This window comes from Gardnerella sp. DNF00753, from assembly GCF_049244275.1.
GTDB classification, from domain to species: domain Bacteria; phylum Actinomycetota; class Actinomycetes; order Actinomycetales; family Bifidobacteriaceae; genus Bifidobacterium; species Bifidobacterium greenwoodii.
In genome coordinates this window covers 695,842-709,387 of record NZ_CP058393.1, presented here as the reverse complement: position 1 = coordinate 709,387, position 13,546 = coordinate 695,842, and the positions used below count along the sequence as shown (strand labels likewise).

At 39.5% G+C, this 13,546-nt stretch carries 10 protein-coding genes; 3 read left to right on the top strand and 7 right to left on the bottom strand.

All coding sequences use genetic code 11. From position 1 onward, the window contains the following. Positions 1-96: 96 nt before the first annotated feature. Both HXT33_RS03050 and HXT33_RS03045 read right to left on the bottom strand, forming a co-directional pair. On the bottom strand, positions 97-1,386 hold the full coding sequence (locus HXT33_RS03050) for a uracil-xanthine permease family protein (RefSeq protein WP_246905001.1): 1,290 nt from the start codon (positions 1,384-1,386) through the stop codon (positions 97-99). Positions 1,387-1,695: 309 nt separating this feature from the next. After that, positions 1,696-2,052 (bottom strand): DUF488 domain-containing protein, encoded by a 357-nt coding sequence (locus HXT33_RS03045; RefSeq protein WP_421787536.1) that lies wholly within the window; start codon positions 2,050-2,052, stop codon positions 1,696-1,698. Between the two features lie 217 nt (positions 2,053-2,269). Between HXT33_RS03045 and HXT33_RS03040 the strand changes: the two genes are divergently transcribed. Continuing rightward, complete coding sequence (locus tag HXT33_RS03040; RefSeq protein WP_421787534.1) at positions 2,270-3,331, top strand: YeiH family protein; 1,062 nt, start codon at positions 2,270-2,272, stop codon at positions 3,329-3,331. Positions 3,332-3,471: 140 nt separating this feature from the next. On the opposite strand, the gene HXT33_RS03035 is transcribed toward HXT33_RS03040, so the two are convergent. From HXT33_RS03035 to HXT33_RS03020, 4 genes are all read right to left on the bottom strand, one after another. Then, a complete protein-coding gene (locus tag HXT33_RS03035; protein WP_421787532.1) occupies positions 3,472-4,047 on the bottom strand; it encodes a L,D-transpeptidase in 576 nt (191 codons plus the stop codon). Positions 4,048-4,350: 303 nt separating this feature from the next. Next, on the bottom strand, positions 4,351-5,439 hold the full coding sequence (gene ychF / locus HXT33_RS03030) for a redox-regulated ATPase YchF (protein WP_421787530.1): 1,089 nt from the start codon (positions 5,437-5,439) through the stop codon (positions 4,351-4,353). A 51-nt stretch (positions 5,440-5,490) separates the two neighbouring features. After that, on the bottom strand, positions 5,491-6,297 hold the full coding sequence (gene proC / locus HXT33_RS03025) for a pyrroline-5-carboxylate reductase (RefSeq protein WP_421787528.1): 807 nt from the start codon (positions 6,295-6,297) through the stop codon (positions 5,491-5,493). 137 nt (positions 6,298-6,434) lie between these two features. Beyond that, on the bottom strand, positions 6,435-7,817 hold the full coding sequence (locus HXT33_RS03020) for an alpha/beta fold hydrolase (RefSeq protein WP_421775694.1): 1,383 nt from the start codon (positions 7,815-7,817) through the stop codon (positions 6,435-6,437). A 115-nt stretch (positions 7,818-7,932) separates the two neighbouring features. Between HXT33_RS03020 and HXT33_RS03015 the strand changes: the two genes are divergently transcribed. Further along, positions 7,933-10,488, top strand: coding sequence for a sensor histidine kinase (locus tag HXT33_RS03015; protein WP_421775695.1), 2,556 nt, complete (start codon positions 7,933-7,935; stop codon positions 10,486-10,488). A 9-nt stretch (positions 10,489-10,497) separates the two neighbouring features. Then, a complete protein-coding gene (locus HXT33_RS03010; RefSeq protein ID WP_421775696.1) occupies positions 10,498-11,271 on the top strand; it encodes a response regulator in 774 nt (257 codons plus the stop codon). Positions 11,272-11,365: 94 nt separating this feature from the next. On the opposite strand, the gene HXT33_RS03005 is transcribed toward HXT33_RS03010, so the two are convergent. Continuing rightward, positions 11,366-13,303 carry a chromosome partitioning protein ParA gene (locus tag HXT33_RS03005; RefSeq protein ID WP_421775697.1) on the bottom strand — a complete coding sequence of 646 codons (1,938 nt, stop codon included), beginning with the start codon at positions 13,301-13,303 and terminating at the stop codon, positions 11,366-11,368. Positions 13,304-13,546 lie beyond the last annotated feature (243 nt).

Genomic DNA, 13,546 nt, shown 5'->3' with positions numbered 1-13,546 from the left:
GTTTGTTGTGTAATCAAAAATAATTACAAAAAAGCGCGCTCGCAAAAGTAGCGAACGCGCCTGATGTGATTAAATTAAATCATGTAAGCATTTAAGCTAAGCAACATCTGGATCATCTTTAGCGATAGTTCCGGTAAGCTTACCAATAGCCTTCATCAGATGGTATACAACCAACACCACAACAGTGCCAATCGCAATACCGTTGAACTGAATTCCGGAAACAGCAAACTGGAAGTTAGCAATGCCAATAATCATCACGATTGCAGCAATCATAATGTTAACTGGCTTGTCGAAGTTCACCTTGTTTTCAACCCAAATGCGCACACCAATCATGCCAATCATGCCGTAAAGCAAAGTGGTTACACCACCCAAAACGCCGGCTGGAATGGAGTTTACAACCGCACCGAACTTTGGGCAGAGGCTCAAGATGAAAGCAAACGCTGCTGCACACCAGTAAGCTGCTGTTGAGTAAACCTTTGTTGCAGCCATAACACCAATGTTTTCACCATATGTAGTTGTACCGCAGCCACCGAAGCAACCTGCAATTGCAGTACCTAAACCGTCGGCGAATAAAGCTGTACCAATCTTGTCATCGTAATTTCGACCAGTCATTTGAGCTACAGACTTAACGTGACCAACATTTTCTGCAATCAAAACAAGAACCACAGGCAAGAACATAAGCAGAACGGAGAAATCTACTTGTGGGGTGTGGAACTTAGGGAAACCAATCCAAGAAGCATTCTCAATCTGACTAAAATCAACTTGTCCGCGCCAGCATGCGTACGCGTAGCCAACAAGAACGCCAAGTAAAATATTCAATCGTCCAATAAGACCGCGGAAGATTACTGCAATAAGCATAACTGCAACCAAAGTTACCAAAGCCGTATCTGGAGCCTTTTGGAAGTTACTCCAAACGGCTGGGCCTAAGTTAAAACCAATAATTGCAACGATTGCACCGTTTACAACAGGCGGCATAATAATGTCAATCCACTTAGCGCCCGCAAAATGAACAAGCACACCAATAAGCGCAAGCAAAATACCTGTGCACATAATGCCAAAGCTTGCAACAGCAATGCCTTTATTAGCTGAAGCTACAGCCATAACAGGTGCTATAAGACCAAAAGAGCTTCCCAGATAACTAGGAAGCTTGTTTGCGTTAATCAATAAGAACAATGCCGTCGAAAGAGCTGTGAACATCAAAGTAGTCGACGGATCAAAGTGCGTTAAAATAGGCACTAAGAATGTGGCGCCAAACATTGCAATAACATGCTGAGCACCAATACCAGCGGTGCGAATCCAAGTTAAGCGTTCATCTGGCTCAACTACTTCGCCAGGACGCAAAGTCTTACCGTCGCCGTGACGCTGCCATGTAAACAAAGAATTCATTTCTTCTCCTCGTAAAAACAAGTTCTGCAAGAGGTATGTAAACGAGTGTCGTTAAAAAAAAAACAAGCACTCGCCGAGCGCTGGGATGGCAGCTTCTGGGGGTCTCCATTACACCACCGACCCATATGCCAAAGAGAAATTCTAACGCGCAAAAAGATATGTGTCGAACATAAGTAGAAAATCATAAAACTACTTTTTATTTTTGTTGAAATATCAAGCAAAATCGGTGTGTCGAAAAGAGCAAAATAAACACTAACGAATGTTTATAATTGCTCACTTATGTTTAAGAAAGAACTAAAATCACGCAAGTTAGTTTTGCAGATATTCTTGCAAAACTAACGCGTGATTCACTTTTGGATCTTTAGCAGCATACAACAAAGTCACTGTTGAGTATTTAGTAAACAAAGCAGTAAGCATATCGACAGCTTCACGGTTTGCATCAAGTTCTTCGGCGTAGCGATGCGCAAATTCTTCAAAACGTTCAGGATCGTGATTAAACCATTTTCGCAATTGAGTGCTCGGCGCTATATCTTTGAACCACTCATCAACCTGAGCGCGCTCTTTGCTTACCCCTCTAGGCCACAGCCTATCCACTAAGATTCGCAAACCATCATGTTCATCAGCTATTTCATAAATTCGCTTAATCTTTACCGTATATTTACTCAAAGCTGCCACCTTTTCCGTACATATCTATAATGGCATTGTATTTTCAAAATGCAATATCAAATGCACCACTCTTAAAGATAGCTAACGGTGCATTATGTTCGATTATGTGATTTTTGCGTACGGCGTGTCGCGTATTTTTTCAGCAAAATGAATAATTATTAGCTAAATCTTTAATTAATGTTCACTTTTGTCCGATTGTGAGAGAATAATGAGCTAAATGGTTAATTTCTTTGATACATGGAAAAAGAAAATCTGCACCATCGATATGGCTCTTATTGCCGTATTGACGCTTCTAGCTTCCTTTATTGGTAGCTGGCTTAAGCAATACCCAGGCTTAAAACTTCTGGGTGCTCTTATTATTGCGTTGCTCGTTGGCATGGCTCTGCAGCTGCCATTGCACGCATACAAAAAGAATAATGATTCACGACGCGCAGGTGTTAAAAGCGCTGCCGGTTTGATTGCAAACAAGCTTCTTCGTCTTGGCATTATTCTCCTCGGCTTTAAGCTGAATTTGCACGATTTGTTTACCAAGGGCATTAAGTGCTTGCCTATTGCAGCCGTGTTAGTTGCAGTAATGGTTTGCGTAACTTATAACATTGCTAAACTTTTGAAGGTAAATCCTCAGCTCGCAATGCTTACTGCAGGAGGCACAAGTATTTGTGGCGCTGCAGCAGTTATGGGTCTTTCTGGATCAATGCCTGTTCTTCCAGAAGAGGAAGACGAAAAAGAGCAGAACGAAGTTATGGCCGTTGCAACAGTTGCGATTATGGGCACTATTTACGCTCTTGCTGAAATCTTCATTCTTCCTCACTTCGGCATGACTAAGCAGCAGCTTGGCATTACAGCAGGTGCCTCACTTCATGAAATCGCACATGCTGTTGCAGCTGGCGGAGCATTCGATAGTATCGATGTTGCAACAATCATGAAGCTTTCACGAGTTCTTATGCTAGTTCCAGCATCAATCTTTATTGCAATCTGGTGGAATGCTCGTCACAGCAAAGTTGAAAATGGCGGAAAGCATAAGATTAGCTTCCCATGGTTCATGCTTGGCTTTATTGCAGCATCCGTTATTGGAACTTACGTTCCTTTCATAACTGCTCATGCATCAACTCTTGTAGAAGCAGGATACGTTTTCCTTGGAATGGCAATGGCAGCTCTTGGAATTAACGTAAACTTCAGAGTTATTTTCAAACAGGGTCGCACTGCTTTCCTTGCAAGCTTCTTAGCTTCTATTGTTTTGGTAGTATTAGCCTGTTTGGCTGCAGTACTATTCTTCTAAATAAATATTTCAAGAATAGTTTGCTAAAAAATGAATATATGAGGGCCTTCCAAATGAGGGCCCTCTTTTTTATTTGCAACATTTAAACAATTACTTAAATCAGACTACTTAAATATTGCGTTTATACAGTTTTTGCAAGATTATCCAATATGAACAGACGTTCCGTCAGGAATATTTTCATAAAACCATTTTGCATCCGCAACGCTTAAACGCACACAACCATGAGATGCAGGCTTTCCTAACTTCATACCTTCAGACCTAATATAATTTCCAAACTTATGGTTAGTTGGCACAGAGTGGAACAAGTATTCTGCATCAATAAAACCTACCCAATAGTCGGCGCCAACTTTTTCATTCTGATTGTAAAAATGCTTGTTGCGCATACCGTTAATATGATAATCGCCGTGAGGAGTAGAGTCATTTATTCCAGAACTCATAATCATTGAATAAACAGTTTTCCCTTTAGCAATAATGTATACGCGCTGCTTTTTAAGATTTACATCAATATGTAAGTCAGAAACATTTATTCCAGTAAGATTAGGGTACGCTCCCCCTGTAGGATACTTCCAAAAATCAGATTTAGCATTAGCTTTTTTAGAAGAATCTTTATTGCAATACTTATAGATATTATTTATATTTTTTCTCTTACTGCTATTTTCACTACCGCCGCAATTATTCTTGATCTTTTCAATAAGCGCATTTTTACGTGCTTGCACACCGTATTGATACGTAGTAGAAAGTACATTTGATGTTTCAAAACCAACAAATAACAGGAAAATTACTATCAATATTGCAAGTATGCTCGCAGATATATAGCGCATAGTTTTCGAACTACGAATCCACCATCTGCGCATTTTTGCAAAAAATCGCGCACATTTGCGTATATCACTAACAAAGTCACGAATAAATTGCATCACTATCTCCGGTTATAAAAATAAAAAAGTTGCTACTAATAGTTTAACAGCAAACTACTAGTAGCAACGCTTGAAAAACAAAATTTCGCTTAATTCACAGAAATATCACACGTTGAATTTAAATTCAACAATATCTCCATCTTGCATAACGTAGTCTCGGCCTTCAAGGCGAAGCTTGCCTTCTTCCTTAATTTTTGCCATAGAACCTTGAGCCTCAACGAAATCATCGTAAGATACGATTTCTGCTTTAATAAATCCGCGCTCAAAATCAGTGTGAATAACGCCTGCAGCTTGAGGAGCAGTCCAACCTTTATGAATCTGCCAAGCGTGAACTTCTTTAACACCAGCTGTTAAGTAAGTTTGAAGACCTAAAATATCGAATCCCACGCGCGCAAGCTGATCCAAACCAGATTCCTTCAAACCAGCATCCTCAAGCATTTCGCGAGCGTCAGCTTCGTCAAGCTCTGTAAGCTCGGACTCAAACTGAGCATTCAAGAAGATTGCTTTTGCAGGAGCTACAGATGCAGAAAGTTTAGACTTCAAATCTTCATCAGCCAACTCCGAATCATCCACGTTAAACACGTAAATAAACGGCTTAGCAGTAAGCAAGTGCAAATCGTACACGTCGTTTTTATCAATAAGCTTTTCGTTATGAGCCTGGTCAATAGTCTTGCCAGAAGCAAGAATTTCCTTAGCTTTATTCACTGCATCAACATATTCTTGCGTAACTTTCTTGCCACGCAAATCCTTTTCCAACTTTGGAAGAGCATTATCAATAGTTTGCATATCGGCAAGAATAAGCTCAGTATTAATAGTGTCAATATCGTCAGCAGGATCAACTTTTCCGTTTACGTGTACGATATCGTCATCATTGAAAGCGCGCACAACTTCGCAAATAGCGTCTGCTTCGCGAATATTAGCAAGGAACTTATTGCCCAAACCTTCGCCCTCGGAAGCGCCCTTAACAATGCCTGCAATATCAACAAAAGTAACTGTTGCTGGAACAATCTTTTCGGTATTAACTAATTTTGCAAGCACTGGAAGTCGACGATCCGGAAGCGGAACAATACCAGTATTAGGCTCAATAGTTGCAAACGGATAATTCTCCGCCAAAACGTTGTTGCGGGTTAAAGCATTAAACATAGTGGACTTACCAACGTTTGGCAATCCAACAATTCCAATAGTTAAAGACATATTAACCTAGTTTAGACCAGCGCCGGGAAAGCCGACACAACTTGATTTTATTTACTTTATATTTTCTATGGCATCCACGGCAGAAATTACATCTCCCCTAAATCCGCGAGATTCTAACTGCGCAACGCCTCGAATAGTGGTTCCTCCAGGAGAGCACACTGCATCTTTCATAATCCCTGGATGAGTACGCTCGTTCATATATAACGCACCCACTCCTTCAATCATTTTTGCAGCCAAACGGTAAGCACAATCTCTTTGCAAACCGTACTTCACTCCAGCATCTCCCAAAGCTTCCATGTACATTGCTGTAAAAGCTGGAGCACAGCTAGAAATGCACATTGCAATATTCATATTTTCACCAGCCACTCGCTCTACTAAAGAAATTGGCTCAAATAAAGCGTTAAACATAGAAAGCTGAGAGTCAGTTAGAGTGTTATTCGACTCAGCTAAAGTAACTCCTTGACCTACCGAAATAGGAGTATTAGGAATAATGCATTGCACATGAACATTATTGCCTAGCAAATCCTTGTATCGCTCAAGACTCCAGCCGGCTGCAACAGAAATAATAGCTGTACCACGCTCGTCAATAAGACCAGCAATAGGTTTAAGAACTTCAGAAATCTGATACGGCTTTACAGCAACAATAATGACGTCACTTGCTTCACATACTTCTTTAGCAGTACGCATAGCGCGAGCCCCAATAAGCGAAGTGTTACGCTCAAGTTTTTCAAAATTACGAGCACATGCAACAATATTTTCACCTTGCAATACGCCTGCATTTACAGCACCTTTAGCAATTGCTTGTGCCATATTGCCGTAGCCTATGAAGCCAACAGTACCGAATGTTCCATTACTCATTCATAATCCCCTTTGGTGCATTTCATAAATAAAGCACTATTTATTACGCAAATTATTACTCAAACAGATGTATAGCATATCAAATAGTGCTCTATTAAACGATACAAACACGCAAAATTTAAAACTTACAGAGCTTATTAGCGCTTGTAAATTCCCTCTAAATCACCACGATTTAAAGCCTCATCAAAAAGATGACGGAATACTACATCTCCATGCAAACCATCATGCTCAAATTCGTTTGTTGTCCAATAATGGGAGTTTGCAATACGAGAAAGCGTATCTAACTGAAGACCAGAATCAACATACATGTCGTCAAAATAGACTGCAGACTGTAATGGGACTTCGTTATTAGCAAGTTGATCTTGATCGTAAATTTTGCCAAACTGCTTGTCGCTCATTAAGCAGTCAACTGCTGGCAAGAATGGCTGCAAAGCTTTTTCTTGATCAAACATCCAAGGAAACATAGCTTCGCCCGTAAAAAGAAGCGGACGTGCAGAACCAGAAAACTCTGACATTGTTTCCCTAACCTGCTGAGCTGCCCACAAAATTGGATGCTCTAATTCACCGTCAGCATAAATAAATTCTTGCAGCGGCCAATAAAGCGGGCTCGAAGCCGTTGAATCCATTACACCGTACACAAACTCGTCGCTTAAACTTCCAGCAGAAGCTCCACCACCGTGCTTAAACGCTTTCAAAGAACCATCACCATCTGCAAACGCAGAATCAAGTAGCCAGTGCACTCGCTCAAAACTTGGCTTCATACCAAAGGAAGAACCCAACATTTGGAATCGCTCAACCGTAAGCTTCTCGCCATTTGGAAGCACAACATCACCCTGCGCGATACGATCCGCAATAGCGGCTGCACGAGCAACATCCTGAGGATAACGCTCATAGAATTGCTCAGTTTTACGCGCCATACGAGGAAAAGTATGCTCATAGACTTCACGCGCATTTGCAGGAACATGAGGAATGCCGCCAGTTGTGAAGCTTGCAATCAATCCTTGCGGGAAAAGCGACAAATACGTAAGCGTTAAGAATCCGCCGTAACTTTGCCCTAAAGACACCCACGGTTTTGCGTCAAATTCAGTAAGACGCAAATGTTCAAAATCGCGAATAATAGAGTCAGCTAAGAAACGCTTCAAATACCACGCTTGACGCTCAACACTTACTCCGTCGTCTGCCATACGCTTCATAGTTGAAGCATCCACTCTTGAAGAACGCCCAACACCACGCTGATCTGGCAAGACTACGCGAAAATGCTTAATAGCCTCTTGAATCCAACCATCACTAGAAGGCGAAAGTGGTCGCGGACACTGCCCACCAGGGCCGCCTTGTAAAAACACAAGCAACGGCAAATCGTCATGCACATGCTCAGGAGCACAAACAACTCTACAGAACAGTCGAATCGTTTCGCCTTTAATAGCTCCACCAGGAGTGTTGCCTTCCCAATCAAGTGGAACATCAATCGCACGCTCCTCAACATGTAATCCCGGAACATAATAGCTTGTGAGTAATGCCATCTTGCCATCCCTTTCTTTATTCGTGCTACATTGCAACTATCAATTACACACTCTATTTATAAATCATACTCAAGTTTGATTGTTCTATAAAGTACTATGCACTAGCCTAGTAATTATGAAAGTACCTAATATGTTTCAAAGTGTTATACAGCGATTACGAAAAGAGCTCACATTAAACGACATATTATGGGGTATTATTCCACTTATTCTTTTTATACTTTCAAGCGATCGCTACGTTATAAGCAACGTTGATGGCTTTTTGACTCAAGGTTCGCTTATTACAGTAACGCTTATCAATATTGTTGTTGCATTACTACTTTCATTACGAAAACTATGGCCTGAACAAGCGGCTACTATTTTTATTGTTATTTGCATTGTGCAAGTAGCATTTGGCCCTACTCAACTTTTCGCTGATTTCTTTGGTTTCGTGCTACTTGTTAATGCTATTGCGCGCGGAAATCCAGAACATTCAAAAGCTTTTGTTATTGCAGCTTACGTAACAACAGTATTATCTTGCGCAGTAATATCGTGGAATACTGTAATGGGACCAATATATGGCATCAATCATTCAAAAGCTAGTTATACTTGTAGTGTACAAAATATAAATAGTAGTAGCATAAAAAATTGCGTTTCAAATATACTTAATTTTGCAATTCCTTCAATAATTTTTGCGATTATTATTACTACTATTACGGTTATTATTGGCTACTGGCAGCGCACTCACGTGCATACTATTCAACTTTTGCAAGATCACAATAATGCTATTCGCGCGTACCGCCGAAAAGCTCAACACATTGCTGTTACTGCAGAGCGCGCAAGAATTGCAAGAGATATGCACGATATTGTTGCCCACACGCTTTCTATTATTATTGTTCAAGCAGATGGTGGTCGTTATGCAGCAACCAAAGATATTGCACTTGCTAAAAAAACAATGCATATTATTAAAAACGAAGCCGAGCGCGCCGTTCACGACATGCGCCGACTTCTAGAAGCTTTAACAGACGCTCCATCGTGTCAATTGGATTTCAATCACATACCTTCGCTTATTGAACAAGCAAAAATTGCATCTCCTAAAAATATTTTTTGGCATACTGTTGATGGCATAAATTCTCAAAATAGACTTAACACGGACGCACAAACCGTTGCATACCGCGTTGTTCAGGAATCTCTTACTAATATTCGAAAGCACGCAGGAGATGGCGTTAAAATAAACATTCATGAACAGTGGAATAACCAAGGCTTAACACTAAAAATCACGAATGAAATACACAAAACCGAAGCTAACCAAACGCAAAATAGCAATGCGCAACATAAAAACGGTTATGGCTTAATCGGCATGAAAGAGCGACTTGAAAATCTTCATGGAACGCTTGATTATGGAAAACTCAATGATGGAACGTTTAGTATTGTTGCTTTTATTCCATATTCCTACAGCGCAGACCAGTCAAACAGTACTGCTTCTGTATTAAATAGTATTCATAACGTTACTAATAAGAATGCAAAAGTTAATAATCAAGCAGAAGCACAAACAAAACCGGCAAATGTGAAACCAGCAGATGTAAACGTTCCAACCTCATCAAAAGTTTTGCCATACGTTTTACCAGAAGCAAATGCTTCACAAAATAGGATTGAGAAAGTATCTCAATGGTTTGAACAACATTGGCTTATTGGAGACATTATTTATGCATCACCTTGGGTTGTTATGATGCTTTTTATGCCAACTTACGATTTTACTGTTGGAACTGGAATGACTTCACAATATTCAAGCTCGCTTTCATTACAAATACTTTATAAAGTATTTACTCTTACAACCATGATTCCATTCATGTTTCGCAGAAAAGCTCCAACCGCATGCGCAATTGTTGCAGCAGTATTTTCTGCAATACAGCTTATACTCTTGCCGAATATTTTATTCGCTAATTTTTTCATACCAAATATTATTTACGCTGCTGTGCTCTACGGTAAAAAACACGCATGGCAATGGGTTAGCTCAGTAGTACTTGCCGAATCTGCTATTTTCGCCGTAAAAATTGGTATTTCATCAAAAAATATTCCACAAACTGAAACTCCAATACGATTCTTTACATCAAATATTGCCACAACCAATTTTTATGACATTATGCAAATGGCGTCCGTTGGATTAATTTTTGGTTTTATAGTTGCGTTAATTTGTTTTGCGGCCATTGCATTTGCTTATTCCCGCAGAAACGATGACAATAATTTGCTGATTCTAAAAGCGCGCAGAACAGAATTAGAGCAAGAGCAAAAACAGCTAGAAGTACTTGCAGCTAACGCAGAAAGGCAACGACTTAGCTCAAATATTCAGCAAAAAGTTGCTATTACATTGCATAAAGTAATCGATGCAGCAAATAGCGGAATTGATATGCTTAAAAATGACGAAAAAACAAATAGCAATGCAGAAAATCGAAAGTCATCAGAACCAAAGCAATCACAGGAACAAAGTGAAGAAATTAGTAAAGCTTTCAAAAATATTGGAGATGAAGGTCGTTCGGCACTGAAATATATGCGAAAATTGCTTGGAGTTTTGCGAGAAACAGGTTCAAGCGTTCATTCAGCAAATAATGCTGCGAATGTAACTGAGATTGCTATTCGCCCTGCTGCCCCACTTGATGAGCAAATTCAACACAACGCATTAAATAAGCAAGAGTAAGTTGATACTATGGAAAATATGGAAAACAATGAAGTAATTCGCGTTGCAATAGCAGACGATCAGGAGCTTGTGCGAGCAGGATTTGCGATGGTAATAAATTCGCAGCAAGATATGCACGTTGTATCTCAGGCTTCTAACGGATCACAAATTGTGGAGCTTTCTAAAAGCCAGAATCTAGACATTATTCTTATGGACGTTCGCATGCCTGTAATGGACGGTTTGGAGGCAACTCGCAAGATTCTGCAGCAAAAAACTAACACAAATACTCGAATCATTATCTTAACAACTTTTGATTTAGACGAATATGTTATGGCTGCAATTCATGCGGGTGCTTCCGGATTTTTGCTTAAAGATACAGAGCCAGAAACTTTGCTTAATTCCATACGAACTGTGTATCAAGGAAACGCAATTATTGCTCCGACCGCTACTAAACGTTTGATCGAAAATATGATTCAGCAAGGCAAAGTAGCAACAAATATTAAAGCAAACAGCGTTGCGAGTTACGCTGCACAAGCAAATTCGGCTGCACAAGCAAGTTCAACTGCACAAGGAACACAAAGCTGCGCATACGGAATTTCCGTTATTCCAGAGCTTACTGATAGAGAACGTGAGGTTCTTGTTGAAATTGCTCACGGACTTTCAAATCAGGAAATTGCTGACAAACTATTTATTAGCTTGCCAACAGTTAAAACTCATGTTGCGCATATTTTAGGAAAAATCGATGCTAGAGACCGCGTTCAAGCTGTAGTTTTTGCTTACGAAAATGGCTTAGTTAAGCCGTAAAAACATACCAGAATATATAAAAATGCGGCTATTTATGCATAAGGCACAAATAGCCGCAAATTTAAATTATCAACATACCTAATAGCTTTTTAATTTATGCTTTCGGTAAGCGACGGTGACGCATAAATGTTACGCCTGCAGCAGCCGCACCAGAAATGGTTAGCGCACCCAAAACACCCAACATTATAGTGCTAAGCATATTGCCAGAAGACTTGTTCTCGGATGTAGCACTAGCTTGAGCTTGTGGCTTTTCGCTTTCAGTATCCGAAATCTTTTCGTCAGTTTCGTTAGCAGGACGATCCTGAACATCATTATTTTCGGAAGTTTCCGCACTTTCTGCAGTTTTAGAAGTTTCCGTGGTTTCCGCAGTTTTAACGTTTTCCTTAGCCACATTAGATTCAGAAGGCTTTGCAGAAGGCTTTGCAGATTCAACAGACTTGCTTTCAACAGGCTTGCTTTCAGTCTTGCTTTCAGTCTTGCTTTCAACAGGCTTTGACTGCTTATCTGTAGCATCTTCAGAAACAGCAGGAGCTGAATTATCTTCAACTTGAACTGCTGGCACTACTGGGGCTGCAGGAGTAACAGGAGCAGATGGCATAGCTGGAGCTTTAACAGACGGAGCTGGGATCTTAGCTTCAGGTACTGCAGGAGAAGGAGCAGCTACTTTCGGAGCACCTGCTACTGGAGGTGCAGGTGCTGGAGAAACACGCTCTTTAGATTCAGAATCAGAAGGTGCTGGAACACTAGGAGCAGTCTGTTTTTCAGATTCTTTTGCCTCATTATTACCAGCAGAACTGCTACCATTTTGCTGATTCTTTTGAACTTTTTCCTGTTCCAATTGAGCTTTGAGAGTAGCAACTTTAACTCTAGCTTCCTCAAGCTTCGTTTCTGCGGCTCTTAAAGAATCTTCAACTTGCTTCTTTTGCTTATTGTTATTGGCTCTTGCATCAGGCTGATTATTTTTTAATGCTTTAACACCAGCAATAACACGTTTTAGTGATTCAATTTTTTGGCTTAGCTCATCACCTTTACCAACTGACTTATAGTTCTCAATAATATTATCAAGAAGCTTTATTTCAGACTCTGCTTTCTTTACTTCAGAATCTTTACTGTTAGAAACTTCGAGCTTATTGGCTACATCTTTTTTAGACTTATCAATTTGATCTTTAATCTTTTTAAGTTCTTCATCTGCTTTTTCAAATTCTTGCTGCGCTGTTTTGAAAAGAGATTCTAATTCTTTCACAGTTTTTTCTTTATCAGCTACAGATTTCTTATCTTTTTCGATTTTTTTAAAAAGCAAAGCTTGATCATCAGAAACTTTTTTAAGCTGATTATTTATAGAATCAATATCACCATTATTTTCTTTAACAGCTTTATCTAATGCAGATTCTAAATCAGTCATTTTTGTTTCATACTCTTTAACTTGAGCAGAATCACTTGCAATAGATTCCTTAAGAGAATCTACTTCTTTGTGAAGATTTGAAATCTGCGATTCATACTGCTTTATGCTAGATGCAGCTCTTTCTTTTGTTTGACTTTTTTCTTCTTCGTCATTTTGCAAACCATCAAGAGCTAATTTTGCATTATCATATTGCTTTTTTAAAAGTTCGTATGCTTCTTTTAATCCGGTAAGATCGCTCTCTTTTTCTCTTTTGGATTTTTCAAATTCCGCAACCTTTGCTTTTGCAGCTTCGGAATCCATTTTAAGTGCATTTTGAGCTTCTAGAAGTTCCTTTTCCTTATCTTTCACAGCGTTTTCAGCTATTTTTTCAGTTTCAGAGATTTTACTTAAAAGATCGTCAAATTCTACAACTTTTTTCTTATACGCTTCAATTTGATCTTCTAATTGCTGAACTTGCTCTTCAGCTTTTTCAATTGCTTCTTCAGTAGACGCTTTAACAGTCGCCTCTGTTTGAGCTGGTACATTCTGTACTTCATCAGCAGCATCTTGCGCCCACGCTGGCATTGGGCTTTGCATTAACAATAAGATTCCTGCAATTGCTGCGGCAGATTTTTTATTGACCGTTACCATATTTTCTACTCCTTGCTCGTAGCGGCCTTCATGTCTAACTTATGTCAGCAGTCATTTTGAGCATAACAAAGAAATAAATACATTTTCAACGCTATTTATTCGGAAAATTTCCGGCAAAACTTGTCATTATGAATAATAATCGTATTATTTTTGAATATCTTTAATAAAAAATGCCATTTCTATACATAATATTATAATCTTCGCATAATTATGCACACATTTTAATAAAAAAATAATAACGAT

Coding starts and splice junctions, on each gene's coding strand:
- HXT33_RS03050 (WP_246905001.1), bottom strand. CDS start 1,386: ATGAATTCTTTGTTTACATGGCAGCGTCACGGCGACGGTAAGACTTTG.
- HXT33_RS03040 (WP_421787534.1), top strand. CDS start 2,270: ATGGTTAATTTCTTTGATACATGGAAAAAGAAAATCTGCACCATCGAT.
- ychF (WP_421787530.1), bottom strand. CDS start 5,439: ATGTCTTTAACTATTGGAATTGTTGGATTGCCAAACGTTGGTAAGTCC.
- proC (WP_421787528.1), bottom strand. CDS start 6,297: ATGAGTAATGGAACATTCGGTACTGTTGGCTTCATAGGCTACGGCAAT.
- HXT33_RS03020 (WP_421775694.1), bottom strand. CDS start 7,817: ATGGCATTACTCACAAGCTATTATGTTCCGGGATTACATGTTGAGGAG.
- HXT33_RS03015 (WP_421775695.1), top strand. CDS start 7,933: ATGAAAGTACCTAATATGTTTCAAAGTGTTATACAGCGATTACGAAAA.
- HXT33_RS03010 (WP_421775696.1), top strand. CDS start 10,498: ATGGAAAATATGGAAAACAATGAAGTAATTCGCGTTGCAATAGCAGAC.
- HXT33_RS03005 (WP_421775697.1), bottom strand. CDS start 13,303: ATGGTAACGGTCAATAAAAAATCTGCCGCAGCAATTGCAGGAATCTTA.